We start from the raw sequence: 25,949 nt of genomic DNA, 5'->3' as shown, positions 1-25,949 counted from the left end.
GAATGTGAGCCTGATTCAATCACGGAGACGACAACGCCATGCTTTCAGGCAAACGCATCCTGGACTTGAGCTGGGTGCTCGGCGGCCCCTTCGCGGGCCAGCTCCTCGCGCAGCTCGGCGCCGAGGTCATCAAGGTGGAGGCGCTGGACGGCGACTACGCGCGCCGCGTGCCGCCCGTATCCAGCACGCAGGACTCGCCCTTCTTCCTCTCGGTCAACCGGGGCAAGCGCAGCATCGCGCTGGACCTGAAATCGCCGGGCGGCCAACAGGCGCTGCACGACCTCGTGCGCGAGGCCGACGCGGTGATCTACGGCTTCGCACCCTCGGTGCCCAAGCGGCTGGGACTGGATTTCGAGACCTTGAGCGCGGTGAACCCGCGCATCGTCGTGGCGCAGATCATCGGCCTGCACGACGAGGGCGAGTGGGCCGACGCGCCCGCGTTCGACCTGATGCTGCAGGCCCTCTCCGGCGTGATGAGCATCACCGGCGAGGAAGGCGGCAAGCCCGTGCGCGTGGGCTACCAGGTGGCCGACCTCGCGGGCGGGCTGTACCTGGCGCTGGCGACGGTGGCGGCGCTGGTCAAGGCGCTGACCACGGGGCGCGGCGAGCACGTGCAGATCTCGCTCTACGACGCGCAAATCGCCATGCTCACCTGGCAGGCCCAGGGCCGGCTCTGCGGCGGCCCGGTGCCGCGTGCCACGGGCGCGCGCCACGCGATGATCGCACCCAGCGACACCTACCTGGCGGCCGATGGCAAGTGGATCGCCCTCGCGCCCACGGGCGAGGCGTTCTGGCGCAAGCTCTGCGAAACGCTGGGCCGCCCGGCACTGGCCGACGACGCGCGCTTTCGCGACGGGGCCGCGCGCATCGCCCACATCGACGAACTCACCGCCGAGCTGGGCGCGCTGGTCGCCACGCGCCCCTCGGCGGAATGGCTGGCTCTCTTCGCCGCCGCGCGCGTGCCCGCGTCGCTGGTGAACAACGTGGATGAGGCACTGCGCCATCCCCTCACCCAGGCGCGCCGCATGGTCGAGCCCGTGCCCCGCCCGGATACGGGCGAGACGGTGGAGATGCTGGGCAACCCCTTCAAGTACGGCGGCACGCCGGTGCTCCATTACCCGCCCGCCTTCGCCGCCGACACCGCCGACGTGCTGCAGCGCGTGGCGGGCTATTCGCCCGAACGGATCGCCGCGCTGGCCGGGCAAGGCGCCATCGCGCTGCCCGCGCAGGAGGCCACGGCATGACCCCCGACACGCTTCCCCCCGAAGCCGCGCCGCTGCTGGCCGAGCCCCTGCTGGCCGCGCTGCGCGCCTTCGCGCAGGCCGAGGTCGAGCCCATTACGGCCACGCCGCGGTGGGCCGGCCCGGCCATCCGCGCGGCCTGCGCGCGGGGCCTGGCGGGCATCGAGATCCCGAAGGCCCTGGGCGGCCACGGCCTGCCCTACCCCGTGCGCGCGGCGGCAGCCGAGGCGCTGGCGCGCGTGGATTTCGCGTTCGCCTTCGCCTTCATCAATCACCACAACGCCATCCTGCGCATCGCCGAGAGCGGCAGCGCCGAGGCGCGCGAACGCTACGTGCCCGCCATGCTGCGCGGCGATCTGATCGGCTGCACCGCCATGTCGGAAGACGGCGCGGGCAGTGACTTCACCGCCATCGGCATGGCCGCGCGCCGCGTGGAAGGCGGCTGGCGGCTCACGGGCGGCAAGCAGTGGATCGGCAACGCCGTGGGGGCCGAGGTGGCGCTGGTCTTCGCGCAGACCGACGCGCAGCTCGGGCCCGCGGGCATCGCCTGCTTCATCGTGCGGCTGGATGCGCCCGAGTGCCGCCGCGTGCTGGATCAACCGCTGGACGGCCTCGCGCTCGCCGGCATCGGCGGCTTCGAACTCACGGACAGCTTCGTGCCCGACAGCGACGTGCTCTACCCGCCCGGCCAGGGCTTCAAGCAGGCAATGGCGGGCGTGAACAAGGCGCGTGTGCACATCGCCGCCATGGCCTGCGGCCTGCTGCACAGCGCGCTGGCGCAGTCCACGGCCTATAGCGCGTCGCGCATGGTGGCAGGCCAGCCGGTGTTCAACCAGCAGGGGCTGCGCTGGTCGCTGGTGGATGTGTCGGTCACGCACGACGTGCTGCAGTTGCTGACGCAGCGCGCGGCAGCGCTCATTGAGGCGCGCGACGACGCGGCCGTGGAAGCCGCCGCCACCGCCAAGCTCTACGCGGGCAACGAGTGCCTGGCCGCCATCGCGCAGTGCGTTCAGGCGCTGGGCGCGCGCGGCATGGCCGAGGGCCAGGGCCTCACGCGCCGGCTGCTCGCGGCCAAGGCGCTGTGCCTGGCCGATGGCTCCAACGAGGTCATGCGCGAGCGCCTGGGCGCCTCGCTGGTGCGCCGCTATGCGCGCGACTGGCGCGACGGCCCCACCGCGGCCCCCGCTACTTCTCCCACCAACGCAAGCGCCATGTTCCCTGCCCTGTATCTAACCCGCGCCGAAGGCGGCGCAACCCACGCCGAGCTGCGCCAGCTCGCCATCGGCGACCTGCCCGAAGGCGAAGTGCTGGTACGCGTGAGCCACTCCACGCTCAACTACAAGGACGCGCTCGCCATCACCGGCCAATCGCCCGTGGTGCGCAGCTTCCCCATGGTGCCCGGCATCGACTTCGCAGGCACGGTGGAGCGCAGTGGCGATGCGCGCTTCGCGCCCGGCGACGCGGTGGTGCTCAACGGCTGGGGCACGGGCGAGACGCGCTGGGGAGGCCTGGCCGGCTATGCCACCACGCGCGCCGACTGGCTGGTGCCGCTGCCCGCGGGCATGACGGTGCAGCAGGCCATGTCCATCGGCACGGCGGGCTACACCGCCATGCTCTGCGTGATGGCGCTGGAGCGCCACGGCGTGCTGCCCGATGCGGGGCCGGTGCTGGTCACGGGCGCCAACGGCGGCGTGGGCAGCATCGCCATCGCGCTGCTTTCGCGGCTGGGCTACACGGTGACGGCCTCTACCGGCCGACCCGAGGAGGCGCAGCACCTGCGCGCGCTGGGCGCGAGCGGCATCGTAGACCGCGCCGCGCTCTCCGGCCCCGGCAAACCGCTGCAGAAGGAGAACTGGGCCGCCGCCATCGACGCCGTGGGCAGCCACACGCTGGCCAACGTGCTCGCCAGCACGCGCTACGGCGGCGTGGTGGCCGCCTGTGGGCTGGCGCAGGGCATGGACCTGCCCGCCACCGTGGCGCCCTTCATCCTGCGCGGCGTGACGCTGGCGGGGGTGGACAGCGTCTACGCCCCTTTGGCGCGCCGCCGCGCCGCGTGGCAGCGCCTGGCCGCCGAGCTGCCGCCCGAGGTGATCGAACGCAACACCCGCGTGGTCGGCCTGGCCGACGCGCTGGCCCTCGCGCCCGACCTGCTCGCGGGCCGCGTGCGCGGGCGCGTGGTGGTGGACGTGAACCGCTGACCACCGCGCAGAAACCATAGCTGCTTGCGCTTACCGTACAAAGGTTTCCATATGAAAACCCTAGGAAACCATTTGTCAACAAGCGCAAGCAGCTCACTTTTTCATAACACCAGGAGACGACAACCATGCAACGCAAGACCTTCACCCGCTCGCTGCTCGCCTGCGCCATCGCCGGCATCGCCCTCGGCGCCCAGGCGCAGGGCTATCCCACCAAGCCCGTGCGGCTCATCGTGCCCTTCCCGCCCGGCGGCTCGGTGGACTACGTGGCGCGCACCATCTCGCAGAAGTTCTCGGAGTACATGGGCCAGAACGTCATCGTGGACAACAAGGGCGGCGCCTCGGGCACCATCGGCACCTACGAGGCCGCGCGCGCCGCGCCCGACGGCTACACGCTGCTGCTGGTGTTCGATTCGCACGCCGTGAACGCCAGCCTCTACGACATCAAGTACGACACCTTCAAGTCCTTCGACTACGTGAGCCTGATCGGCACCATGCCGATGGCGCTGGTCACCTCCAAGAAATCGGGCCTGACCTCGCTGCAGGCCGTGATCGACGCCGCCAAGGCCGAGCCCGGCAGGATCAACTACGGCTCCTCCGGCGTGGGCGGCTCCAACCACCTGCAGCCCGTGGCCTTCGCGCGGCAGGCGGGCGTGAAGCTCACTCACGTGCCCTACCGCGGCGGCGGCCCGATGATCACCGCGATGCTCGGCGGCGAGGTGGACATGATCATCGGCAGCCTGCCCACCGTGATCCAGTACGCCAAGACCGGCCAGGCCAACGTGGTCGCCATCGGCAGCCCCGAGCGCCTGCCCCAGTTGCCCGACGTGCCCACCATCGGCTCGGCCGTGCCGGGCTACGTGGCCCAGTCCTGGATCGGCATGATGGTGCCCAAGGGCGTGCCCGCGCCCGTCTTCGAGCACGTGCAGACCGCGCTGCGCAAGACCCTGGCCGACCCGGCCGTCAAGACCAAGATGGAGGGCGACGGCTTCCAGATCGTCAACAGCAGCCCCGCCGAGTTCGAGGACCGCGTGCGCCGCGAATCCACGCGCTGGGCCGAGATCATCAAGGCCGAGAACATCAAGGTGGACTGACCGCCTGCGCTCCCTTCCCACGGCCCGGCAACGGGCCGTTTTCCTTGGGGCTTGAAGTTTCGATTAGCACAATCGATTATGGATAGTAAAATTCTCCCATTCCCCCAAGGAGACAGCCATGCGCACCGACCTGCCCCCGCCCGCCGCCATCCAGCAGCTGCACCACTACGCCTACAAGGCCCGCGACGCCGAGGAAACGCGCCACTTCTATGAGGACATCCTGGGCCTGCCGCTCTACCACATCATCCAGAGCGACTACGTGCCCAGCACGGGCGAGTACTGCCCCTACACGCATTTCTTCTTCCGCCTGCAGGACGGCTCGTTCATCGCCTTCTTCGACCTGGGCGACGACGTGAAGCCCGAGCCCTCGCCCAACACGCCGCTGTGGGTGAACCACATCGCCTTCCGCGTGAACACCGTCGAGGAGCTGGAGAACACCAAGCAGCGCCTGGAAGCCCACGGCGTGGAGGTGCTGGGAGTGACCGACCACCACATCTTCAAGAGCATCTATTTCTTCGACCCCAACGGCATCCGGCTGGAGCTGTCGGCGCAACTGGCCGACGAGGCGCAGATGGCCAAGGACAGCACCGTGGCCCACGCCCGCCTGGCCGAATGGACGGCGCGCAAGGAACAGTGGCGCCGCGAGCGCGCCGAGGGCAAGCAGGCCGCGCCGCTCAAGCCTCAAGCGAACGACCGGCCGGAGTTCGTGCCTGGGGCCAATTCGACTCCCAATTAATTAGCCAATTCCAATTGCAATTAATTAAATAAAATCTCCCATCCTCCGAACACTGCCACCAGCGGCATCCTGCGGGATGCCGTTTTTCATTGCCATGAGCGACACGATCGAACAGCCCGGCCTGAACAGCCTTTCCAAATCCTTCGAACCCGCCGCGCTCGAAGCCCACTGGGGCCCTGAGTGGGAGCGGCGCGGCTACGGCACGGCGGGCTACCGGGGCACGGGCGCGCCGCAGGCGGGCGAGCCCGCGTTCTGCATCCAGCTGCCGCCGCCCAACGTGACGGGCACGCTGCACATGGGCCATGCGTTCAACCAGACGATCATGGACAGCCTCACGCGCTACCACCGCATGCTGGGCCACAACACGGCCTGGGTGCCGGGCACGGACCACGCGGGCATCGCCACGCAGATCGTGGTGGAGCGCCAGCTGCAGGACCAGGGCCAGAGCCGCCACGACCTGGGCCGCCCGGCGTTCGTGAAGAAGGTGTGGGAGTGGAAGGAAAAGAGCGGCAACACCATCACCACGCAGATGCGCCGCATGGGCGACACGGTGGACTGGAGCCGCGAGTACTTCACGATGGACGATAAGCTCTCCAAGGTCGTCACGGAAACCTTCGTGCGCCTCTACGAGCAGGGCCTGATCTACCGCGGCAAGCGGCTGGTGAACTGGGACCCGGTGCTGCAGTCGGCCGTGTCCGACCTGGAGGTGGAGAACGAGGAGAAGGACGGCTCGCTCTGGCACATCGCCTACCCGCTCGCCGACGGCTCCGGCCAGCTCGTCGTGGCCACCACGCGCCCCGAGACCATGCTGGGCGACGTGGCCGTGATGGTGCATCCCGAGGATGAGCGCTATCGGGCCCTGATCGGCAAGAGCGTCACGCTGCCCCTGGTGGGCCGCGAGATTCCCATCATCGCCGACGAGTACGTGGACAAGGAATTCGGCACCGGCGTGGTCAAGGTCACGCCCGCGCACGATCAGAATGACTACGCCGTGGGCCAGCGCCACCAGCTGCCGATGGAAGTGGTGCTGACGCTGCAGGCCAAGATCAGCGACAACGCGCCCGAGAAATACCGCGGCATGGACCGCTTCGTGGCGCGCAAGGCCATCGTGGCCGACCTGGAGGCGCAGGGCCTGCTGGTCGAGACCAAGAAGCACAAGCTCATGGTGCCCATCTGCACGCGCACCGGCCAGGTGATCGAGCCCATGCTGACCGACCAGTGGTTCGTGGCGATGGGCAAGGTGGGCGAAGGCGACGCCACGGGCAAGTCCATCGCGCAGAAGGCCATCGACGCCGTGGCCTCGGGCCAGGTGAAGTTCGTGCCCGAGAACTGGGTCAACACCTACAACCAGTGGATGAACAACATCCAGGACTGGTGCATCAGCCGCCAGCTCTGGTGGGGCCACCAGATCCCCGCGTGGTACGACGAGGACGGCAAGGTCTACGTGGCGCGCAGCGAGGAAGAAGCGCAGGCCCAGGCACCGGGCAAGACGCTGACGCGCGACGAGGACGTGCTGGATACGTGGTACTCGTCGGCCCTCGTGCCGTTCAGCACGATGGGCTGGCCCGGCCAGGGCACGGCCGAGACCGACGACTACAACCTCTACCTGCCCTCCTCCGTGCTGGTCACGGGCTACGACATCATTTTCTTCTGGGTCGCCCGGATGATCATGATGACCACGCACTTCACGGGCCGCGTGCCGTTCAGGCACGTCTACATCCACGGCTTGGTGCGTGACGCACAGGGCAAGAAGATGAGCAAGTCCGAAGGCAACGTGCTCGACCCGGTCGATTTGATCGACGGCATCGCGCTCGAACCCCTGCTCGACAAGCGCACCCAGGGCCTGCGCCGCCCCGAGACCGCACCCACGGTGCGCAAGAACACGCAGAAGGAATTCCCCGAGGGCATTCCCGCCTACGGCGCCGACGCGCTGCGCTTCACCTTCGCCGCGCTCGCCTCGCTGGGCCGCAGCATCAACTTCGACAGCAAGCGCTGCGAGGGCTACCGCAACTTCTGCAACAAGCTCTGGAACGCCAGCCGCTTCGTGCTGATGAACTGCGAGGGCTACGACTGCGGCCTGAAGGAGCACACCGCCGCCGACTGCGCGGGCGGCTACATGGCCTTCAGCCAGCCCGACCGCTGGATCGTCTCGCAGTTGCAGAAGGTGGAGGCCGAAGTCGCCAAGGGCTTCGCCGAGTTCCGCCTGGACAACGTGGCAAGCGCCATCTACGAGTTCGTCTGGAACGAGTTCTGCGACTGGTACCTGGAAATCGCCAAGGTGCAGATCCAAACGGGCAACGAGGCCGAGCAGCGCGGCACGCGCCGCACGCTGATCCGCGTGCTGGAGGCCATCCTGCGCCTGGCCCACCCCATCATCCCGTTCGTCACGGAAGCGCTCTGGCAGAAAGTGGCCCCCGTGGCGGGGACGGCGGGCGATTCCGTCGCCATCGCGCGCTATCCGCAGGCCCAGCCCGAGAAGATCGACGAGGCCGCGATCGCCTACGTGCAGCGCATCAAGCAGGTGGTGGACGCCTGCCGCACGCTGCGCGGCGAGATGGGCGTGTCGCCGGCGCAGCGCCTGCCGCTGCTGGTGACGGGCGACGCCGCCTTCATGCGCGCCATCGCGCCCGTGCTCACGAGCCTGGCCAAGCTCTCGGAAGTGAAGGTATTCGACGACGAGACCGCCTGGGCGGATGCCGCCAAGGCCGCCCCCGTGGCCGTGGTGGGCGAGGCGCGCCTGGCGCTGTTCGTCGAGATCGACGTGGCGGCCGAGAAAGCGCGCCTGTCCAAGGAAGCCGCGCGGCTGGAAGGCGAGATCGCCAAGGCCGGCACCAAGCTGGGCAACGAGGCCTTCGTCGCCAAGGCCCCGCCCACCGTGATCGAGCAGGAGAAAAAGCGCGTGTCAGACTTTGGCGCGACCTTGGCGCGCCTGCGCGAACAGCTCGCACGGCTGGGCTAAGATCAATCCCCATAGGGCACAAGGGCGCCGCGCTGATCCGGGCGCCCTTGTCTTTTTCACCATCCACTTTTTCGCGAGGTACCTGACTTGACCGCTCCCACCCGCGTCCGCAAGGCCGTCTTCCCCGTCGCAGGGCTCGGCACCCGCTTCCTGCCCGCCACCAAGGCGTCCCCGAAGGAAATGCTGCCGGTGGTGGACAAGCCCCTGATCCAGTACGCCGTGGAAGAGGCCTACGAGGCCGGCATCCGCGACATGGTCTTCGTCACCGGCCGCAGCAAGCGCGCTATCGAAGACCATTTCGACACCGCCTACGAGCTGGAGAACGAGCTGGAGAACGCCGGCAAGCAGGAAATGCTGGAGCTGGTGCGCAGCATCAGCCCGGCCGACATGAACTGCCTGTTCGTGCGCCAGCCGCGCAGCCTGGGCCTGGGCCACGCCGTGCTGTGCGCCGAGCCGCTGGTGGGCAACGAGCCCTTCGCCGTGATCCTGGCCGACGACCTGATGGTGGGCGAGAACGGCGGCCCCGGCGTGATGGCGCAGATGACCACCGCCTTCCAGAAGCAGGGCCGCTCGCTGCTGGCCGTGCAGGAAGTGCCGCCCGACCACACGCGCCGCTACGGCATCGTGCGCGGCGAGCCCGCCGGCGGCGCGCTGCTGCGCGTGGACGAGATCGTGGAGAAGCCCGCGCCCGAGAAGGCGCCTTCGCGCATGGGCGTGGCCGGCCGCTACGTGCTCACGCCGCGCATCTTCGAGGAGATCCGCAACCAGCCTAGGGGCGTGGGCGGCGAGATCCAGCTCACCGACGCCATCGCCCGCCTGATGCAGCATGAGACCGTGTACGCCTTCCAGTACGCAGGCAAGCGCTACGACTGCGGCAGCAAGGAAGGCTTTCTGGAGGCCACGGTAGAACTGGCCCTGCTGCACCCGCAGGTGGGCACGCACTTCCGCGAGTACCTGAAAACGCTGGAGCTTTGATTTTGATAGCTGCTTGGCGCTTACCCAGTAAGCGCTAGCGGCCAATTTGGCACTTGGTTTCAGCGGCGGCGCAGGATGTGCACGAACTCCTCGCCCACCGTTTGCTGCTCCACCAGCTCATTGCCCGTCTGGCGCGCGAACGCCTGGAAGTCGCGCAGCGACCCGGTGTCGGTGGCCAGCACCTTGAGCAGCTGGCCGCTGGCCATGTCCGCCAGCGCCTTCTTCGCGCGCAGGATAGGCAGCGGGCAGTTCAGTCCCCGTGCGTCTACTTCCTTGTGAGTGTCCATGGTCAGGGGTCCTCAATCCAGTCCGCGGCGGCGCTCCGCGTTTTCCTCTGCGGTGAAGAACACCGGCTCGTGCCCACGTGTGCGCAGCCAGTCGGCCAGCGCATAGCCCGTGCCGGCGGGCCAGCACTTGAGCTTGTCCAGTTCATAGAAGCGGTGGTCCACCAGTTCGGGCGACAGGCGCACCTCGCCCTCGGCCCGCACGTGGTAGGCGATGATGACCTGGTTCATGCGGATGAACTCGTACGCCCCCACGAGCGTGACGGAGAGCGCGTCGAGGTTGGTCTCCTCCTTCACCTCGCGCGTGATGCCCTCCTCGGGCGACTCGCCCGCCTCCATGAAGCCGGTGATCAGCGCGAACATCTTGGGTGGCCACAGCGCATTGCGCGCCAGCAGCACGCGGCCGTCCACCTCCACGATGGCGGCCAGCACCGGCGCGGGGTTGTTCCAGTGGGTCCAGCCGCAGGCGGCGCAGCGCAGGCGCTCCTTCTCGCCGCTGTCTTCCAGCAGTGTGATCGGGGCGAGCGGCGTGGCGCAGTGGGTGCAGAAGCGGGTTTCGTAGCGCATGGCGGTCATACGGGGAAGACACCGGTGGAGAGATACCGGTCGCCCCGGTCGCAGACCACGAAGACGATGGTGGCGTTGTGCTCGCGCTGCGCGATCTGCTGCGCCACCCAGCAGGCGCCGGCTGCGGAGATGCCGCCGAAGATGCCCTCCTCGCGCGCCATGCGCCGGGCCATGTCCTCGGCATCGTCCTGGTGCACCAGCACCAGTTCGTCCACCATCTGCGGGTCGTAGATCTTGGGCTGGTATTCCTCGGGCCACTTGCGGATGCCCGGGATGCGCGAGCCCTCGCTGGGCTGTGCGCCGACGATGCGCACACCCGGGTTCTTCTCGCGCAGGAAGCGCGACACGCCGGTGATCGTGCCCGTGGTGCCCATGGCGCTCACGAAATGGGTGATTCGCCCCCCGGTCTGCTCCCAAATCTCGGGGCCGGTGGTCTCGTAGTGGATGCGCGGGTTGTCGGGGTTGGCGAACTGGTCGAGCACCACGCCCTTGCCCTGCGCCACCATCTGGTCGGCCAGGTCGCGCGCGTATTCCATGCCGCCGCTCTTGGGCGTGAGGATCAGCTCGGCGCCGTAGGCCTTCATGGTCTGCGCACGCTCCACCGACAGGTCCTCCGGCATGATCAGCACCATGCGGTAGCCCTTGATGGTGGCCGCCATCGCCAGCGCGATGCCGGTGTTGCCCGAGGTGGCCTCGATCAGCGTGTCGCCCGGCTTGATCTCGCCGCGCTCCTCGGCCCGCCGGATCATCGACAAGGCCGCCCTGTCCTTCACCGAGCCCGCCGGGTTGTTGCCTTCCAGCTTGCCCAGAATGACGTTGCCGCGTGCCGCGTTATCCTTGGCCCCGATGCGTTGCAGTGCGACCAGCGGCGTGCGCCCGATCGCGTCCTCGATGGTGGGATAGGTCTTCATACGCCCCTACTGTGCCATAATTTGTGGCTTTCCTCCTCCTTCCGCCCGGGTGGTGAAATTGGTAGACGCAGGGGACTCAAAATCCCCCGCCGCAAGGCGTGCCGGTTCGATTCCGGCCCCGGGCACCATGGCTTTCTTGCTATGGTTTTTGGATGTGTTCCGGCTTTTGTTCCGGTACGTGTTCCGGTTTTGCAAGTATCTAGGCCCCGTCGCTCCAAGGTGACGGGGCCTTTTTCTTTGTGTTAGTGACTACTTCGGCCACGCCGCTACCATCACAAAGTCATAGGCGAACAAACATGGATGATCTCAATACCACCTCCCAAATCAAAGAGCGCTTCAAAATCATCTGCCGTATGTGCGGGTCAGAAAACATCGTTGTTGACATAGACGGGGGAACCGTCTATTCAGAGATGTCATCCGATCCACCAAGCATCACTATTGGCTGCAACGACTGTGGCAAGAATGATTTGCAGCTATTTTGAAGGCCACGCCTCGCGCAGCATCACGGCGTCTGCAGCGTGCCTGTCAGCCTGTTCCGCCACGCTTCGATATTCGTCCGCGCAGACTCCGAGTAGCTCTGCTGCGGTGTCGGCTGTCTTAGCTGCGGCGGACTGGGAATAGCTGGGCAGATCGGCGCGGAGGGCGTAGATGGTGTCGCGCAGCCCGTCAGCAGTACGACGGGCAGCAGCAGCGTCATTGCGCAGCTTGTTCTCGCGTTTCGTTGCATTGTTCTGTGCCTCCTGTAGCTTGTCGGAAAGCGCCTTTTCAGTAGCTCTAGCGTCAGATTGCGCCTTTGCTGTAGCTTCGGCGTGTTGGGCCTGGATGGCGGCAATCTGCTCACCCATGCGCCAGCCTTGGACGTTCCAAGACAGAATGCCGGCCAGGACGGCTCCGGCTATCCCTGCCGCTGCGTGCGTATAGATCATGCCCAGCCCTCCCGCCTCTGTCGTACGCGCTGCCAGACGAGATACCCGCACAGCCCGACGATCACCAGCAGCAGGATGGGGATCATCCAGTCGCCCAGGCTCGCCACGCTGTACTTCACATCGGCAACGGTGCGAGCGGTCTCTGCCACGGTAGCCACCGCAGCAGTACCCCCAGCCACCACGCCGGCCCTGTTGATGGGCGATTGCGTCATGCGGCTTTCTGGGTCTACCTGCTGCGGCATCAGCGGCATTGCGCCGTGTACCGGGTCGCTCACGTCATCCGGCACGGGCGTGAGATACAGCGCGGACTCCCTCGCTCGCCGGCGCGTCAGCCCGGCATAGACCTTGCCCCCCGACTTGTTCCACAGGCCGAAGGCCCGCGCTGCCGCTTGCTTGTCGCCTCGGTTGTGCGCCTTGAGCACCGTCGAGCGCGCGAACCCGGCTTGCCCGATGTTGTAGCAAAGGCTGACCATGGCATCGAACTCGTGCTGATTGGGCTTCTCGATGCACCCGGCGTAGACCGCCGCCTCGTAAGGCGCCACCTCCAGCGCCAGTCGTAGGTCCGCTTGTGCGCGGGTCATGCGGTCGCCCATCTTCACGCCCTTGGTGAAGCCGTAGCCGATAGTCATCCTATCTCCGGGCACGGGTATATACGCCTCGCCACGGAAGCCCTCGAACTCTTTGATCAGGGCCAGGCCCTGCGTGGATGTTTTCATCGCTCACCTCCCTTCGTCGGCTGCCGGTTGGCCGCCTCCAGGTTCTCGACCCGGAATCGCAGCAGCGCGATTTCGCCCGCGACGGTGGTTGCCTGGGTGTTCCCTGCCTTCACGGTGATCTGCAAATCCGCCACGTCCCGCACCAGCTGATTGACGCTGAACCACATGGACACCAGCGCCCACCCGACCGCCATGCCGATGCCCAGTAGCCACGGCAACGGGATGCGGAAATCGATCACGCGCGTGATGCGCTGGCCTTGCTCTTGTTCGCTCATGCAGCCCCTCCAGGCGTAAAAAAACCCGCCTGGGCGGGTTGTGTCGGCGCGCCCCACTGCGGGAGCACTGACCAAGTGACCGGCGCTCGCAGCTCGTAGCCCGGGATCGGGAACCACATCTGCGGCGTGACGGGGCCTGAGAAAACGTTGTCCACCTCAAAGCCCTTGCGAGTCTTGATGTGCAGCTTCCCGAGGATCTGGCGCGTGGTCAGCAAGAGCCATGCATCGCCGCTGCGGTAGACCGTGACCGACAGCCTGCCCTCGGAGCCGTGCCAGCGCTGGTACATGTTTGCAGGGTCGATGGGCATGCCCAGGCGCCACGCGCGGAACTCTCCACCGTTGCGGCGATACCAAGCCTTTCGGGCTGCGTGGCTGCGCGGGTGATGGCCCGGCGCCCAGTAGCAATGCTGCACGTCGTCCGGTTCCGTCCAGAAGTGCCCGATGGGTCGGCCGCTCTCGACCTTTCCGCCGGGGAACTCCCACGGCCCGTTGTCGCCGTTCGCGGTGATGTTGAGCATCGGTGCAATGTCATCGTCGGCCCAGTCAGGGCGTGCCTGGATCAGCCTGTCGTGCTCCCAGTCCAGGGCGTCCGCGATCTTGCCCGCGCGAAATGTGCGCGTCCGGAGCTTGGCCCACAGCAAGCCGTCCGAACGGTCGTCTGCTTCCTCGATGCACTCGATAGCCTGGGCATGCAGAGTGACTGGCACACCCGCGATGGTGAGTAGCTTGATGATGTTCACGGCAGTTCCTCCGACCAACCGGCCTCCACGTCAATGGCGGCAAGCGCCTCGGCGTCGTCGCCTGCGGTGTCGATGGCATCCTCGATGCGCTGGCGTGCGCCGGTTAGCGCTCCGTGGATCACGCGGTAGGCGTCGTCCTTTGCGGCGATGCGCGCGGCCAACTCGTCGCGGTCGATGCCGCGCACGGCGGCTGCGGCGTCAATCCACGGCGTTGCCGCTCCAGGATCGGCCAGCAGCGCGCGGGCCTCGGCGGTCTGCACAGGCCAGCTTTCACGCTCGCTCGGCGGGTAGCCCGATGCGATGATCTGCATGCGGCGCTCGTACTCAGCAGCAAGCGCGGTGCGCAATTCACCAGCCAATTCATCAGCGGGCGGGAGGTCGGGCGGCACATAGGTAGCCTCTACCCCTGCAATCATCGCTTCATGCTCTGCTGCGTCTGCGCCAAGGTCTGCACGCAGCATGGCAATCTGCTCAGGGTGGTTGCTGTATGCGTGACATTTGATAACCACGTCGTTTTCATCCACCCAGGTCGCTTCTATGGCGTGGGCGTTGTCGTATTTGATGAGTTGCTTGAGTATCATGACGATGATCCTTGAAGTACGTTGAATTGCAGTATCAGTGCGTCTGATAAGGTGTTTTCAGTTTCGTTTTTCACAAAAACCGAGCAAACGCCGGGTGCTACGTTAGTACGCACTCGATAGTTGTTGCCATTAGCTCCATAGGGCGTCACGGAGATAGTCGAGTTGCCGGTAATAAAGCTGTTGGTTAGGGCGAACCCAGTTTCAGTACCGGCACTAAGGGCCGAGTTGTTCATGGTGATCCGACCCGATGATTTATTGAGCGTCACTCCTGTGGTCTTGTTGGTTGCTTGCGTCACCGACCCACCTGCGCCAGGGCCGTAGCCGAGGGGGCCGGCCGTCGTCATCAGGCTCCCCTGCACCGTCAGATTGCCAGCAACCGTACCACCCGAGTTACTGACGAACAGGCTTGCCAGCGCCGCCTTAATATTCGCCCACGTCAGTTTCTTTAAACCCCAGGATGCCGCGCTATCAGCAATACCGAATTCATCAGCGTTGGCGGGTGTGGATTTATCAGCAGTCGCGTGGATTTGAGATGCGACGATATCGATCAGTTGCTCCTGCGATGCAACATCCTTCGCATTGACGCGCGTTCCTACGTGTTTCACGGCCGATTACCCCGTGATAGTGGCGCGGTACTGCCCGGTTGTCGGGGCCGTGGCGAAAGTGAGCTGCACGGTGTTGGCGCCGTTGGCTACCCAGTCGCAGAGCACCCCGGCATTAGTGGCCGCCTCGCGCACGCTGACCGTCACGTCTTGGGTATTGAGGTTGTGCGTGACGGTGATGGTGGTGGCTGTGCCGTCGCCGACGGTGGCCGAGGCCTTGCGCGCCACAACCCCAGCATCTACAGCAATGACGCCGGAGCTGATCGTGACGCCGTCGCCGGCCGTGTAGCTGGCACCGCCGCCGACCTGGGCGAACGTCAGCACCGTGGTGCCGATGGTGATGGGCGCATCCGTGGTCATCAGCCAGACCTGATTGCCTTGCGTCGCCCCTTCGGAGACGAAGACGGCCGCACCCAGCACTTCGGCGGCCGCATCGAAGTCGGCGGCCCGCGTCCAGGCCCCGGCTGCTGCCAGATAGATGCCATTGGCGGCGCCTGCCGACTGGTCCTTGACCAGCACGCGGTCACCAGCCACCACAGCCACGCCGTCAATGGTCTGCGCTCCGGACAGCGTGATGTTGGCCGTGGTAGCAACGCGCGCCGGGTCTTTCCACTTGTAGCCCTGCACGGCGGCGTCGAGTTGGGCCTTGGTGACAGCATCCTGCGGGCTGGTGGCATCGGCCAGGTTCTTGACTTGGTTGCCCGCCGCGTCGAGGTTGTTCGTGATCTTCATGGTTGATCCTCAGTTGCAATACGCGCGGCCGATCAACGGCACGCTGTGGGTGATCTGGGCGAGGTCGGCATCCAAGTACCGAACATCGGGGAAGAGCTGACCGCCGAGGTGGTCCACGACGGTGATTGAGGGGTGGCGACCGAGGTTGTGGGCGACGGTCCAGACGGCGGAAGCCGTTACCTGGTGATGCGTGTAGCCGCTACCACCAGGCGGCCCGGGCGGCCCAGCAATCACCAGCGCCATCTCGCCCGGCAACTCCTCGGGCGGGCGCGCCATGCGCAGCGCGAGCACGTCGGGCAGCTGGATTTCAACGTCGATCAGTTCAGGCACGGGTCTGCCCCTTTACGATGTTCACGGCCTGCGACGTGGTGTACACGCGCTCTCCGGCGGGCGACTCCAGACGGATGTCGAAGCTAGCCATGCCCAGGGGCCAGCCGCTGGTATCGAGCATGCGCAGGCGCAGCATGCGCGTGGTGGCGGGATCTACCCACTCCACGTCGAGCGTGGCGATCAGCTCATCCTTGGCGTTGCGCAGTTCGCTGGCGGGCTCCCAGCCCGCGAACTGACCGTCCGTGAAGCGGTCGGGGATGCGGGCTAGCAGGTCGAACGTGGCGCTGCGCGTGAAGTCGAAGGTGCTAATGGCACAGGTCATGTTCAGAGTCCCGTGGAGAGGCCGTAGCCGGGGAGGATGGAGTCGCCGTACACATCAACCGCTGCGGCCATAAAAAAAGCCCGCGTGGTGCGGGCTTGGTGAGTGATGCTGCAGTGCCTCATGGCGCCTCCTCGGGCCGGATCGGCGCATCAAGGATCTCGGCCGCGCGGCCCGCCGCGAGCAAGCCCAGCGCTTCGAGTTGCTCGACACCGGCGCGCGTGTCCGGGCGCTTGAGGTCGATGAACGTGGCGGCGGCCACGTCTGCCAGGTATGCGCGCAGCAATGCCGCTTGCTGGCGCTGGACCATCGGAGCGCTGGCGTCATCCACGCTCGCAAGCTCCAGCCCTGCTTTCTCGGGCAGGGTGAACCGGTTGCGAAAAGCCAACCGCGTGATTTGCCACAGGTGCCGATCCTTCGCCTCGCGCGCGGCCAGTTCGGCCTGATGCTCCGCATCCCACTCGGCTTGCGTCATGACCGCCAGCACCCCGGCAAGGTCGGTATCGCTCTCGTCCGGACACGTGCCAAAAAGCTCGGGCTGGTCCGTGGGATAAGCGCTCTCGCGCTCCCACTCAACCACGAGCCCTTGCACGGGCGGCAGCACCGGGCCATTGGCCGCAGGCTCCTGCGTGACAGGAATCCCAGTCACAGCGTCGATAAAAGTCAATTTGATGTACTGCATAGCTGCTCCTGTGCTGTTAGACGATGCTGCGGCGCATGGCCGAGCAGCCCCTGCTGGTGCTGTTTGCGGCATCGAACCAACCCTGGAAGTAGATATCCCCAGCGGCCACGCCCATTTGCATCGTGGCGGCCTCGGTCACTGTGCTCGGGTGCCGTGTGGATGACCACATGTGGATACCGTAGTTGCCAACCTCGAATTGCTGCCCGGCCAGGTGGAAGTCGCTGCCGAGGTCAGCCGTTACCGTACCTGGATAAGCCGATCCCTGCGGCACCGAGTTACGGTTTGTGCCGATCCCGTCTGCGGCCGCATAGCCCCACGCACCGGCCTGGGCCGCCAGCGCCACGTCCAGCGTCTGGCCAACGGTGCAGTAGTCGTCGTTATTAAGATTGCGCGCGATCAGCTCAATCTCGTCACGCGCCGGCAAGTACCAGTCGGTGTACCCGCCAATCGTGAGGTTGCGCGCCCAGTGGGCAAGCGGATACACAGTCGCATCGCCATCGGCCACCATGGCGTTCGTCGCAAGCAGGCCATCAGTGAGCGTGACGCATGCCGCAGGCAGTGCCCCGCCGCCAGGCTTGAGCGCACGCCAGTCTGTCAGCCGGCCCGAAGATTTCGGAGCGACGATGCAGCGGAATCGCGCCATGACGGACCAGTCGCTGAAAGTCCCCGATCCAGACACGGAAGTGACATTGATCGTGAGCGCGAGGCCATCGGCCGTCACCACGGTCCCCTCGAACCGATTGCCCGGGTTCGCGCGGCTGCGCACATCGAGCCTCTGCCCGACATACACCAGAGGCTTGACGAACATATCGTATTCAGGGTCCAGCGTGAACACGACGGACGCACCAGTGGCAATGGCCTTGGAGTGCGTCGCGCGTGCGATCTCCTGCCAGATCAGGCCCGCGTAGTAGCCGCCCTGGAACGCCTTACCAAACGACGCTGGGGTTGCCGCAGGCACGGGGATGTACTGGCCGAACGCTGCAGCGGTGGTGAACGGCGTTGCTCTCGACCACGCAGACCAGGTGCCACGGCTGCTGCGGTAGCGCACGCGCCACCAATACTGCGTCGAGGGAGAGAGCACGCCATTGGGCACGACGTAGCTGATCGAGCCCGCTATGGAGCCACTGTCATGGATGGGCGAGTGGAACGCATTGGCCGTGTTGATCTGCCATTGGCTGTTAGCGTGCGTGTTGCCCACATACACCGATGCGAATGTGCTGCCCTGCAGGGTGGTGGGCGTGTTAACCCCTGTTGCGCCAGATGCGGGGGAGACGTTCAGCGGAGTGGCAAGCTCGACCACGCCGGGTAGCACAGTCCAGTTGTCATTGGCGCCCGGCTCGCTGGTGGCCACATTGGCCAGATCCACGTTCAGCGCCCAAAAGAGGCCCGCATGGGACACCGATGCCGGGCGAGCGAGTGCCCCCACCAATGAGGACCACGGCCCCTTGTAGTGGGCCGTCATCATCGCTACGCCCGCTTGCTCGCGCGCCAGCTCGAACTGGGTTTCCGCAACGCCTGCCGCAATGTCTGAGCGGTTGGCGTGGTCCCGCGACAGCGCAGCCTGATACTCGCAGAAGGCGCCAACTTGGGTCACTTCGTCGGTCCACTGGTGCAAAGCCTTGACGTGCTCGAACGCCTTGGCGTCGAAGATGCCCTCATCGTCGTCGGGTGACGGCGCCTCGGGCAGTGGGGTGATGTAGGGCACGGCCATATCAGGTAGCTCCCAGTATTTCGAGTTGAAGAACGGAGTGGTTGTGGTACTGCAAGACCATCTCGGCGTTCTGAAAAATGCCAAAGATCACGGTGGATGCATACATCGTTGAGCCGACGAACAAGCACAGAGATGCGTCGATGGAGTCGAGGTAGTTCTGCAGCGCATCAACCTCGCTGCGAGCGATGATGGTTTCAAAGCTGCCCGTCTTGGCGCTTGGGCGCTTCACAAGACTGATGTCGCCGAAGTCGTTGACCTCGCGCCGACTGTAGATGCGCCGCCCCACCTTCGCACCCTGCAGCAGGCCAAGGCCCCAGGTGCGCGGCTGGCCCCACAACAGCAGGCCGACCGACAGTTTTGCCCCACCGACCAGGTCCACATGGAGCTTCGCTTTCGGATATGCGGGCATGCCCTCGAAGATGGCGAGATTCAGGCCCGGGGTGCGCTCGCCGAAATACCACTGCCACCAGCTGGAGCGCACAGGCCGGGCCCCCGGCGCGAGCGTCTTGTCGTAGACGACGCCTCGTACAGGGTCTATCAAGCGCACGCGGATGCTTGTGCACGAGCGCAGCTCCAGCGCGGCCACCATCCCTAGTGCGACTCCCGGCGCCAGCACGTAGCTGATTGCGTTGGCGCGTGAGGTGGCAGAGCTGTTGGTTCCGTCGAACAGGCGCCATCGGTTCGTTGCACGAACGCGCGTCCAGAGACCGTGGTTGGTCAACGGGTCTTTGCCAGCGTTGTCGGGCTCGTTGTTTTCATACACCGCGTGCGCGCGCATGACGTTAGCGCCGACGCCATAGGTCTCGTCCGCATCCCACTCGGGGGCGTCGTCCTCGGGAACATTGGACGATTCGAGCACCGCGTCTGTCACGGGCATGGGCTTCAGGATCTTGATGCCTTGAGCCATTCCTACCCCTCCTGCATAGCGATCAGCCCTTCGGTTCGCTCCTGCGATTGCGCCAAGCGCAGGCGCAGGCGCTGGGCCTCAAGTGCCAGAGCCCTGTTCTCTTCACGCACTTGGGCGAACTCTTCTCGCAGCGCCTCGACGATTAGCGACTCTCCGGCCCACAGCGGCTGTGCGAAGGCCTGCGGCACGACAACCTGCTGCCCGCCGGCTGCGGGGTTGTATCGCTCAGGGACTACGGCCTCGCCCTTGTGGAGCATGGCCAGCATGTCCTGCGGCACGTAGTTGGTGCCCGTGGCAAGCGCTGGGATGCCCAGGTATTTGCGGTAGTACCAGTCCTCGTACTCTTCATCCGACCAGCCGCCCAGCGGTGACCCGGCATCCAACCACGCGAAATACTTGCCGCCTTCGTATCGTCCACGCGCGCTGGCCTCGTCTTGCAGTCGCTTTTGCTCGCTCTTTGCGGCATCCGCATCCGCAAATGCCTTGAGCGTTTCCGCAAGGCTGCCCGCGAGCCACCCGCGCATCAGCGCAAGCTCGGCGGAGCTGGCCGCACGGTCGGGCAAGAGCGCGTCGATCTGCTTGGAAAGGCCGGGTAGCAGGCCGCGCGCATCTTCATCCCCAGCCCGGGCAGCAGCAGTTGCCGTTGCGAACTCGCCCATCAGGGCGTCGTAGCCCTTGTTGGGGGACGCTTCCTCCATGATCCCGCGCAGACGCTTGATCTCGTCTTCGATGGCTGACGTGAGGCCCTTGAGCGACGCCTCCAGCCCTTTTGCCGCCGATGCGGCGCCGCCGAAGGAGCCGCCAACCGACGACAGGCCGCCGCCGATGCTGCTTTTGAGGTCGAAGAGGTCGCCAGCGAGTCCGCCGAAGCCTTTGCCGAACTCCGCAAGCATGTCCGCGAATGCCGGGTCGTTGAGCAACCCACTGACTGCCTGCATCTGCGCGCGAGCGGCCTCCAGCACGTTGCCCACGACGGTGCCGACTGCCGCCCCTCCGGCGACCATGGCGCTTGCGGCCGCTGCGCCGCCTTGTGCGATCGACTGTCCCGCCACAGACCCGCCGGCAGCCGATGCGCTGCCGCCCATCACACCACCGCCCGCTACCGCGGCGCCGCCCGTTGCGCCGCCTGCCGCGAGTACGGCCCCGCTGGTCGTTGCACCCGCGATGAGCGGGGCCACGATCTGCGCCATGACCATGCCGGAGATGTTCGACAGCAGCGAGTCGAAGATGGCCGATGTGACCATCTCTTCGAAGCCCGATGCCCCCATGTTCCGAGCTTCGTTGGCACTGCCAGCGTTTTCAAGGATGTCGTCCAGCAGGCCTTTGACGGTGTCTGCTGTGATGCCGAAGGACTCCTTCGCGGCATCGGCCATCGTGCGCAGTGCGCTCGTCGCTTCGTCCGCTGCTGGCAGCACCTCGAATGCCGCATCGGAGAGGCCCATGAGCCGCGCTGCGGTTTCCGCGCCGGATTCGCCAAGCGCTATCTGGGCTTCGACCAATTCCCGGAATCCACGCTGCGTGTTGGGCATCTCCAGGCCCAGGCGCTCCAGCTCCTTGGACAGCGCGTCCTCCTTGAAGGCGTGCTTCTCGTCGTCGGTGTAGAACTTGTCGTAGTAGTTGGATGCGGATGCCGCGAAGCCTTGCAAGCCTCCGGACTCCTGGATGAGCCTGCCGCGCGCTTCGTCGGTCAGGTCGGCGAATGCAGCAACGCCGAAGCTCAGTGCGTCAAACGCCGTATTCACGGCGCCGATCTGCGTCACAACCGCGCCCAATGCGTCGAGGTCGAAGCTGTCCCCGAGGCCTTCCAGGCTGTCCTTGACCCATCCGGGGATGTCCATCTCGGTCATCACGTCGCGCAGGTCTTGCGCGGTGGCGGCCGTGAACTCTTCCCACCCCTGCTCACCATCCGAGAAGATGCGCGGCGCCCATTTGCTCTCGCGGTCGTCATTCCAGTTCAGCAACTCGCGGTCGCCAAGCGCAATGCGCAGCGCACCCCACGATCCGTCCTTGCTGGAGTCGTCCGCGAACCCCAGGGCCACGTCGTAGCCCGCCTGCTGGCCGAATGCCTTGGCGAAGCTGTCCAGCGTGCTGGCGATGGTCTGCGCCATGACGCCGAGCGTGCCGCGCACTTGCTCGTTGTCCTGCACCCACGGCATGCCCGAGCCGAATTGGTTGTCGATGTTGTCGTTGGGGTTGTAGCCGGGAAGGCCTTCCTGGTCGTCCAGGAAACCCAGGTTCGTGCGCAGCCCTTGCGAAGAACTCCACGCGGCAGAACCGCCGATGTGGGGCGTGCCGGAGTCGTCCATGCCCGCGAGGATTCCGCCCAAGGCGGCAATGCCAGCAAGTGCCCAGCCCCAGCCAGGGATCGCGGAGAGCGCACCCATGAAGCCGCTGCCAGCCGCCGCGCCTGCCCCGGTGCCTACGCCCGCCCAAGCGCCGTTGCCCGCGATCAGCGCGCCCAGCGCATCGCCGCCAGCCATGCCGACCGCATTTGCACCGACCAGCGAGGCCGTGGAGGCGCCAGCCGAAAGGCCCCAGATGGCTTGCGCGCCCGCGCCCACCAAGCCCGCGTTATTCAGCAGCGCACTGCCACCACCCGCGCCACCCATGGCCGCCGAGACAAGCTGCCCACCCGGGCCAGCACCCAGAAGCGCGCCGACGCCGACCTGCACGATAGGCTGCAGCACCAGCGTCGCGAACAGGCGCTTGAGGTACTGCGCCGCATCCTTGCCGCCGCCCATGATGTAGTCGGCCAGGGTGTCGCTGATGGTCTGCGCGGTGCGCTCCCAGTCCTTGGCGGCTTCGTCTGCGGCGCGCTTGTTGGCCTCGCGCGCTTCCTTGCTGCCGATCAGGCCCAGCAGTTCCCGGCGCGCGTTGATTTCGCGCTGGATGGCCTCCCAGCCTTCGGAGCCCTCATAAAAGCCAGCCTGCTTTTCCTCCAGGCGAGCGATGGCGACAAGCTCAATCGCTTCCGCCAAGCTGACGTTCAGCGCCTGCGAAAGCTCAATGGCCCGCGCCTCATCCGCCATTGAGTGGATACGATCCTGCACGGACTTGAGGGACTGGCGTGCAGCATCCTCTTGCGCGCGAATCCAAGCATCAATTCCAGCGGCTTCCCTGTTGCGCGCAGCAGCGGTCTCCTGCGCGGCCTTAATGGCCTCACGTGCCGCGACGTTCGCCAGCTCCGCCGCCTTGTGCTCGTCCAAGTAGCCTTCGATCACCGAGCGTTGCGCCGCAGTGATGCCCTGGAGCGATCCTTGCAGGTCTTCCGCGTACTTGATGCGCAGCTTCTGGTTCTCAGACAGCTTTGCGCCGCCGGCAATCTCGGCTTCGTTCTGAGCGATCTTCGTCTGGATGGACGAGATCAGCTTGTCATAGGTGGACTGCTCGGCCTTGGCGGCGCTGGCGCGTTCGCTGGAGGTCTTGGCTGCGGCTTTGCCGGCAACGCTCGCGTCCCAGGTGGTTTTGGCAAGTGCGGAAACACGCTGGGTGTATTCGTCCTGCGTGATGACTTGGCGGGCGAGCGCCTGCTCCAAGTCCTTTAGTTCTTGCAGGTACTGCTTATTGACCCCTGACTGGCGCATCCGGATTTCGAGCATCTTCTGCTCGCTCTCCTTCTGCTCCTGCGCCCAGCGGGCATAGGAGGCGCTGCGCGTCATGGTGGCGGGGATGTCGCGCGGGTCGCGCTGTTGTGCCCCCTCGCCCTCCAGCGCATCCCTCTCACGGCGGGCTTGCTGCAACGTCGCGATGTAGCGGTTGGTTTGGCCAATTTCCTTGAGCAGCCAGGCGCTTGTGCCTTCGGTCGCCGCACGCTTTTGCAAGTCCGCCAGCTTCGCCTCCGCCTCTTTCGTGGCCTTGGCGTTGTCGTACATGTTCTGCTCGGTGCGCTTGCCGACCAGCGTCATGTCGTGCATCGCGCTAGCAGCGGCCAGCATCTGACTGGCGAAGCCGCCGCCGTCCCCTCGTGCTTTCTCCATCGCCACAGACACATAGTCCAGCGCGCCCGCAGCACTGTTCATCTGATCCGCGATGAAATTGCTCGACCCACTATCGCCAGCATTCTGTTTCAAGCGCTCCCAGGCGGCGTCAAAACGGTTGACTGCTGCATCCAGTCGGGTGGCTGCTTTCTCTGCTGCCCCGCCCAGGTCTTCCTCAAGTGCTTCGGCGAACTTCGGCAGAAAGTCATCCGCAACGACTTGGCCCTGCTCCAGCATCTTGCCCAGCTCGGCCGTGGTGACACCCATGGCTTTCGCGGCGATCTGGAACGCGCCGGGCAAGCGTTCACCCAGCTGGCCTCGCAGCTCTTCGGCCTGCACCGTGCCCTTGGAAATCATCTGCTGCAGCGCCAGCAGCACGCCTCCACTTTGCTCGGCAGACAGGCCCATCACGGCAGACGCCTTGGCGATGGACTCGAACACATCCTTGGCCTTCTGCCCCTCCAGCGCTGTGCCTCGCGCTGCGGCCTGGAAGCCGCTGTACGCCTGCGCGGTGCTGGCAAACTGGAGGCCCAACTCACCGGTCACGCGGCGCAGGTAAGCGATCTCCTGGACGCCCTGGCCGCCAGTGGCGAAATTGAGCGTGGTGCGGAACCTCTCTGCCTGCGCGCTGGCATCGAATAGCGCCTGACCAACGCCCTTGATGGCTACCAGCAGCGCGCTGCCGGCGATGGCTTGCACCCCGGCGCGGGCGATGCCGGCCATGGATTGCGCAGATATTTCTGACGCATTGGACAACTTGTCCAGCTCCGCCCGCTCTGCCTTGTAGGCTTCAATCTTGCTGCCCACCGCCCGCGCCACTTCCTGAGCAGCTTGGCTCATTCCCTTTTGCTGCGCGATGTAGGCTGCCTTTGCGGCGCGGGTCTGGTCCAGCGCGTTGAACTCGTCCAACAGCGACTGGATGTACTTGCGCTCGGTCTGCGTGAAGCCATCGACGGCGCGCGACAGGGCGGCCTGCGAGGACACGGCCGATTGCGCGGCCTGGCCCATCTTGCCCAGCCCCTGCGCGGCGCGCTCACCTGCAGCGCCCACCTTATCCACGCCCGTAGCCGCTGCGCTCTGCCCCAGCGTGCTGACGCCTTGCCCGGCCTGTTTGGCGGCACGCTCCACGCTTTGCAGCGACTGCTCAACCTTCGGCCCACGCGAGGCCAGCTCATCGAGCGACTTGATGCCGCGCTCGACCCCACTGGTGTCCATCGCCAGGCCGATGGATTCAACGTCAAGTGCCATAGGGGCGCCTCAGAAATACAAAAGGCCCGCCGAAGCGAGCCTTGGGAAAAGAAAACCGCCCGAAGGCGGTCTATGTGTGATTCAGTGCTTTTACTGCGGCACCAGCGCCGTATTGCAGTGCTTGCACTTGCGCGCATCTCTGCGCACTAACTCCCGGCAATCGGGGCAGCGGACGTGGGTCTGATCGGTGATGGGTTGTCCAGCCTCGTCGCGTGGCAATGCGGCTTTGCCGACCTTTGGCAAAGCCGCAACGATCACGCCACCGACAAGCGGGGAGAGCATTAGCGAAATGATGAACCATCCAAAGGCAAATCGCCCCTTGGAATGCGCCCAGGCCGCCACCGCAAAACATAGAGCCACCCAGCCGATCAATATCTCCATACCGCCTCCATACGTTGATGACGCGATATTACTTCGCATGGATGGCCGACAGCGCCGCCCTTCCATCACCCGCCTTCTGGCTTCGGCGCGAACTCGCGCATGGTGGAGATGGCCTCGGCCTCCATAACCATCAAGTCCTCATGCAGAGAGTTCCAGGCAGAATCATCCAGCCCAAGGCGATCCATCAGAGGATAGATAGATGCCCATTCGAGACCAATTGGGACGCCACCCATTGGCGGAATCCGCCACCTCGTGCCCACCAATCTGAAGATTTGCAGGGCGCGCTCGTTGTCTGGCCAGATTTCTATGACGACGGTTTCATAGTCCTCAAGCTCAAACCCCTCGGAGCGCGCTTCGGATTCTGTAATCGGGGGCTCATAGAGCGCGCGCGAGGCGGCAGCTAGTTTCCCAGGCGGCCGTGGAACATCGCGGCATCGTAGGTGCCAAGGATCGCCTGAATCGCACCGGGGAGAACATCTTCCAGGGCCAGGAGGTTGTCGGCTGTGAAGGCGTCCTCCAACTGCCAGCCGGAGACGCCCTTGGTCACCAGCGCGGCCGCCTCTTTCATGCGGTCACCCACCATCTGCGAGAACGAGAATTCGGCATCCTTCAGGGGCTTATCGTTGTCGCGCAGGTCTTGAAGGTGTGCGTCACGCAGGGCCAGCCACTCGGACTTGCGCATGCCCTTCGCGCGCATCTGCAGTTCCACCGACGTGCCATCCAGGCGCGGCACGTTCACAGGCATATCGAATTCGGGGGCGATGCCGCTCAGGCTCTTGATGCTGGCGGCAGGGATGGACTTTTGCTTGTCGGCTTTGCTCATGATGATGTCTTTCGCAGGAAGAGAAAATTGCCCGTGC

Annotated in this window: 26 protein-coding genes, 1 tRNA gene and 1 pseudogene; 9 read left to right on the top strand and 19 right to left on the bottom strand. The window is 65.7% G+C overall.

Annotated features, from left to right (window positions below; translation table 11 throughout):
• Positions 1-38 precede the first annotated feature (38 nt).
• The 7 genes and pseudogenes from AVS7_RS03605 (at position 39) to galU (ending at position 9,200) form a co-directional block, all read left to right on the top strand.
• Positions 39-1,244 carry a CaiB/BaiF CoA-transferase family protein gene (locus AVS7_RS03605; RefSeq protein WP_020227165.1) on the top strand — a complete coding sequence of 402 codons (1,206 nt, stop codon included), beginning with the start codon at positions 39-41 and terminating at the stop codon, positions 1,242-1,244.
• Positions 1,241-2,365 (top strand): annotated as a pseudogene (locus AVS7_RS25030) (acyl-CoA dehydrogenase family protein); the annotation flags it as partial. The gene AVS7_RS03605 and the pseudogene AVS7_RS25030, both read left to right, overlap by 4 nt.
• Before the next feature lie 87 nt (positions 2,366-2,452).
• Positions 2,453-3,439 (top strand): MDR family oxidoreductase, encoded by a 987-nt coding sequence (locus tag AVS7_RS25025; protein ID WP_034689904.1) that lies wholly within the window; start codon positions 2,453-2,455, stop codon positions 3,437-3,439.
• A 125-nt stretch (positions 3,440-3,564) separates the two neighbouring features.
• Positions 3,565-4,530: a tripartite tricarboxylate transporter substrate binding protein gene (locus AVS7_RS03595; protein WP_020227163.1), complete on the top strand. Its 966-nt coding sequence runs from the start codon at positions 3,565-3,567 to the stop codon at positions 4,528-4,530.
• Between the two features lie 118 nt (positions 4,531-4,648).
• The gene (locus AVS7_RS03590) at positions 4,649-5,266 is read left to right on the top strand and encodes a VOC family protein (protein WP_020227162.1); all 618 of its coding nucleotides are present in this window, start codon (positions 4,649-4,651) and stop codon (positions 5,264-5,266) included.
• Between the two features lie 94 nt (positions 5,267-5,360).
• Positions 5,361-8,225, top strand: a complete 2,865-nt coding sequence (locus tag AVS7_RS03585; RefSeq protein ID WP_024000889.1) for a valine--tRNA ligase — start codon at positions 5,361-5,363, stop codon at positions 8,223-8,225.
• An 87-nt stretch (positions 8,226-8,312) separates the two neighbouring features.
• Positions 8,313-9,200 (top strand): UTP--glucose-1-phosphate uridylyltransferase GalU, encoded by an 888-nt coding sequence (gene galU / locus AVS7_RS03580; protein WP_020227160.1) that lies wholly within the window; start codon positions 8,313-8,315, stop codon positions 9,198-9,200.
• Between the two features lie 59 nt (positions 9,201-9,259).
• Here galU and AVS7_RS03575 read toward each other — a convergent pair whose 3' ends face one another.
• The 3 genes from AVS7_RS03575 to cysM are packed head-to-tail and all read right to left on the bottom strand — an operon-like array spanning position 9,260 to position 10,962.
• Complete coding sequence (locus AVS7_RS03575) at positions 9,260-9,487, bottom strand: sulfurtransferase TusA family protein (protein WP_020227159.1); 228 nt, start codon at positions 9,485-9,487, stop codon at positions 9,260-9,262.
• 12 nt (positions 9,488-9,499) lie between these two features.
• Positions 9,500-10,051, bottom strand: coding sequence for an NUDIX domain-containing protein (locus tag AVS7_RS03570; RefSeq protein ID WP_034689901.1), 552 nt, complete (start codon positions 10,049-10,051; stop codon positions 9,500-9,502).
• 5 nt (positions 10,052-10,056) lie between these two features.
• The gene (gene cysM / locus AVS7_RS03565; protein ID WP_020227157.1) at positions 10,057-10,962 is read right to left on the bottom strand and encodes a cysteine synthase CysM; all 906 of its coding nucleotides are present in this window, start codon (positions 10,960-10,962) and stop codon (positions 10,057-10,059) included.
• A 43-nt stretch (positions 10,963-11,005) separates the two neighbouring features.
• Between cysM and AVS7_RS03560 the strand changes: the two genes are divergently transcribed.
• A tRNA-Leu gene (locus AVS7_RS03560) sits at positions 11,006-11,090 on the top strand.
• Positions 11,091-11,258: 168 nt separating this feature from the next.
• A complete protein-coding gene (locus tag AVS7_RS24270; RefSeq protein WP_144425042.1) occupies positions 11,259-11,444 on the top strand; it encodes a hypothetical protein in 186 nt (61 codons plus the stop codon).
• On the opposite strand, the gene AVS7_RS03555 is transcribed toward AVS7_RS24270, so the two are convergent.
• The 16 genes from AVS7_RS03555 to AVS7_RS03490 form a co-directional block, all read right to left on the bottom strand.
• Positions 11,436-11,888: a hypothetical protein gene (locus AVS7_RS03555; protein WP_020227156.1), complete on the bottom strand. Its 453-nt coding sequence runs from the start codon at positions 11,886-11,888 to the stop codon at positions 11,436-11,438. The two genes, AVS7_RS24270 and AVS7_RS03555, sit on opposite strands and share 9 nt — an antisense overlap.
• Complete coding sequence (locus AVS7_RS03550) at positions 11,885-12,604, bottom strand: lysozyme (RefSeq protein ID WP_020227155.1); 720 nt, start codon at positions 12,602-12,604, stop codon at positions 11,885-11,887. The genes AVS7_RS03555 and AVS7_RS03550 overlap by 4 nt, the downstream gene beginning before the upstream one ends.
• Entirely contained in the window at positions 12,601-12,879 is a 279-nt protein-coding gene (locus AVS7_RS03545; RefSeq protein WP_020227154.1) for a hypothetical protein, read from the bottom strand. The genes AVS7_RS03550 and AVS7_RS03545 overlap by 4 nt, the downstream gene beginning before the upstream one ends.
• Complete coding sequence (locus tag AVS7_RS03540; RefSeq protein ID WP_020227153.1) at positions 12,876-13,619, bottom strand: hypothetical protein; 744 nt, start codon at positions 13,617-13,619, stop codon at positions 12,876-12,878. The genes AVS7_RS03545 and AVS7_RS03540 overlap by 4 nt, the downstream gene beginning before the upstream one ends.
• Positions 13,616-14,200, bottom strand: coding sequence for a hypothetical protein (locus AVS7_RS03535; protein WP_024000888.1), 585 nt, complete (start codon positions 14,198-14,200; stop codon positions 13,616-13,618). The genes AVS7_RS03540 and AVS7_RS03535 overlap by 4 nt, the downstream gene beginning before the upstream one ends.
• Positions 14,197-14,805 carry a hypothetical protein gene (locus AVS7_RS24265; RefSeq protein ID WP_024000887.1) on the bottom strand — a complete coding sequence of 203 codons (609 nt, stop codon included), beginning with the start codon at positions 14,803-14,805 and terminating at the stop codon, positions 14,197-14,199. Before AVS7_RS24265 ends, AVS7_RS03535 begins: the two co-directional genes overlap by 4 nt.
• Before the next feature lie 6 nt (positions 14,806-14,811).
• Positions 14,812-15,534: a hypothetical protein gene (locus tag AVS7_RS03530; RefSeq protein WP_020227151.1), complete on the bottom strand. Its 723-nt coding sequence runs from the start codon at positions 15,532-15,534 to the stop codon at positions 14,812-14,814.
• A gap of 9 nt (positions 15,535-15,543) precedes the next feature.
• Positions 15,544-15,864, bottom strand: a complete 321-nt coding sequence (locus AVS7_RS03525) for a hypothetical protein (RefSeq protein WP_020227150.1) — start codon at positions 15,862-15,864, stop codon at positions 15,544-15,546.
• On the bottom strand, positions 15,857-16,186 hold the full coding sequence (locus tag AVS7_RS03520) for a hypothetical protein (protein ID WP_020227149.1): 330 nt from the start codon (positions 16,184-16,186) through the stop codon (positions 15,857-15,859). Before AVS7_RS03520 ends, AVS7_RS03525 begins: the two co-directional genes overlap by 8 nt.
• 118 nt (positions 16,187-16,304) lie before the next feature.
• Entirely contained in the window at positions 16,305-16,865 is a 561-nt protein-coding gene (locus AVS7_RS23295) for a hypothetical protein (protein WP_020227147.1), read from the bottom strand.
• Between the two features lie 16 nt (positions 16,866-16,881).
• The gene (locus tag AVS7_RS03510; RefSeq protein WP_020227146.1) at positions 16,882-18,576 is read right to left on the bottom strand and encodes a hypothetical protein; all 1,695 of its coding nucleotides are present in this window, start codon (positions 18,574-18,576) and stop codon (positions 16,882-16,884) included.
• A 1-nt stretch (position 18,577) separates the two neighbouring features.
• The gene (locus AVS7_RS03505) at positions 18,578-19,483 is read right to left on the bottom strand and encodes a hypothetical protein (protein ID WP_020227145.1); all 906 of its coding nucleotides are present in this window, start codon (positions 19,481-19,483) and stop codon (positions 18,578-18,580) included.
• 2 nt (positions 19,484-19,485) lie between these two features.
• Entirely contained in the window at positions 19,486-24,708 is a 5,223-nt protein-coding gene (locus tag AVS7_RS03500) for a tape measure protein (protein WP_024000885.1), read from the bottom strand.
• Between the two features lie 90 nt (positions 24,709-24,798).
• Positions 24,799-25,089, bottom strand: coding sequence for a hypothetical protein (locus tag AVS7_RS24260; protein ID WP_020227143.1), 291 nt, complete (start codon positions 25,087-25,089; stop codon positions 24,799-24,801).
• A 65-nt stretch (positions 25,090-25,154) separates the two neighbouring features.
• Complete coding sequence (locus tag AVS7_RS03495) at positions 25,155-25,457, bottom strand: DUF1799 domain-containing protein (protein WP_082176345.1); 303 nt, start codon at positions 25,455-25,457, stop codon at positions 25,155-25,157.
• Positions 25,458-25,489: 32 nt separating this feature from the next.
• Positions 25,490-25,912, bottom strand: a complete 423-nt coding sequence (locus tag AVS7_RS03490; protein WP_020227141.1) for a phage tail assembly chaperone — start codon at positions 25,910-25,912, stop codon at positions 25,490-25,492.
• Positions 25,913-25,949 lie beyond the last annotated feature (37 nt).

The organism is Acidovorax sp. MR-S7 (assembly GCF_000400995.2).
In the GTDB taxonomy this organism is placed as follows: Bacteria; Pseudomonadota; Gammaproteobacteria; order Burkholderiales; family Burkholderiaceae_C; genus MR-S7.
The sequence above is the reverse complement of the archived record's forward strand: the minus strand, read 5'-3'. Positions and strand labels throughout refer to the sequence as shown.

Excerpts from the sequence above, each read along its gene's own strand:
- AVS7_RS03605 (WP_020227165.1), top strand. The coding sequence starts at position 39 with ATGCTTTCAGGCAAACGCATCCTGGACTTGAGCTGGGTGCTCGGCGGC.
- AVS7_RS25025 (WP_034689904.1), top strand. The coding sequence starts at position 2,453 with ATGTTCCCTGCCCTGTATCTAACCCGCGCCGAAGGCGGCGCAACCCAC.
- AVS7_RS03595 (WP_020227163.1), top strand. The coding sequence starts at position 3,565 with ATGCAACGCAAGACCTTCACCCGCTCGCTGCTCGCCTGCGCCATCGCC.
- AVS7_RS03590 (WP_020227162.1), top strand. The coding sequence starts at position 4,649 with ATGCGCACCGACCTGCCCCCGCCCGCCGCCATCCAGCAGCTGCACCAC.
- AVS7_RS03585 (WP_024000889.1), top strand. The coding sequence starts at position 5,361 with ATGAGCGACACGATCGAACAGCCCGGCCTGAACAGCCTTTCCAAATCC.
- AVS7_RS03575 (WP_020227159.1), bottom strand. The coding sequence starts at position 9,487 with ATGGACACTCACAAGGAAGTAGACGCACGGGGACTGAACTGCCCGCTG.
- AVS7_RS03570 (WP_034689901.1), bottom strand. The coding sequence starts at position 10,051 with ATGCGCTACGAAACCCGCTTCTGCACCCACTGCGCCACGCCGCTCGCC.
- cysM (WP_020227157.1), bottom strand. The coding sequence starts at position 10,962 with ATGAAGACCTATCCCACCATCGAGGACGCGATCGGGCGCACGCCGCTG.
- AVS7_RS24270 (WP_144425042.1), top strand. The coding sequence starts at position 11,259 with ATGGATGATCTCAATACCACCTCCCAAATCAAAGAGCGCTTCAAAATC.
- AVS7_RS03555 (WP_020227156.1), bottom strand. The coding sequence starts at position 11,888 with ATGATCTATACGCACGCAGCGGCAGGGATAGCCGGAGCCGTCCTGGCC.
- AVS7_RS03550 (WP_020227155.1), bottom strand. The coding sequence starts at position 12,604 with ATGAAAACATCCACGCAGGGCCTGGCCCTGATCAAAGAGTTCGAGGGC.
- AVS7_RS03545 (WP_020227154.1), bottom strand. The coding sequence starts at position 12,879 with ATGAGCGAACAAGAGCAAGGCCAGCGCATCACGCGCGTGATCGATTTC.
- AVS7_RS03535 (WP_024000888.1), bottom strand. The coding sequence starts at position 14,200 with ATGATACTCAAGCAACTCATCAAATACGACAACGCCCACGCCATAGAA.
- AVS7_RS03530 (WP_020227151.1), bottom strand. The coding sequence starts at position 15,534 with ATGAAGATCACGAACAACCTCGACGCGGCGGGCAACCAAGTCAAGAAC.
- AVS7_RS03520 (WP_020227149.1), bottom strand. The coding sequence starts at position 16,186 with ATGACCTGTGCCATTAGCACCTTCGACTTCACGCGCAGCGCCACGTTC.
- AVS7_RS23295 (WP_020227147.1), bottom strand. The coding sequence starts at position 16,865 with ATGCAGTACATCAAATTGACTTTTATCGACGCTGTGACTGGGATTCCT.
- AVS7_RS03510 (WP_020227146.1), bottom strand. The coding sequence starts at position 18,576 with ATGGCCGTGCCCTACATCACCCCACTGCCCGAGGCGCCGTCACCCGAC.
- AVS7_RS03505 (WP_020227145.1), bottom strand. The coding sequence starts at position 19,483 with ATGGCTCAAGGCATCAAGATCCTGAAGCCCATGCCCGTGACAGACGCG.
- AVS7_RS03500 (WP_024000885.1), bottom strand. The coding sequence starts at position 24,708 with ATGGCACTTGACGTTGAATCCATCGGCCTGGCGATGGACACCAGTGGG.
- AVS7_RS24260 (WP_020227143.1), bottom strand. The coding sequence starts at position 25,089 with ATGGAGATATTGATCGGCTGGGTGGCTCTATGTTTTGCGGTGGCGGCC.
- AVS7_RS03490 (WP_020227141.1), bottom strand. The coding sequence starts at position 25,912 with ATGAGCAAAGCCGACAAGCAAAAGTCCATCCCTGCCGCCAGCATCAAG.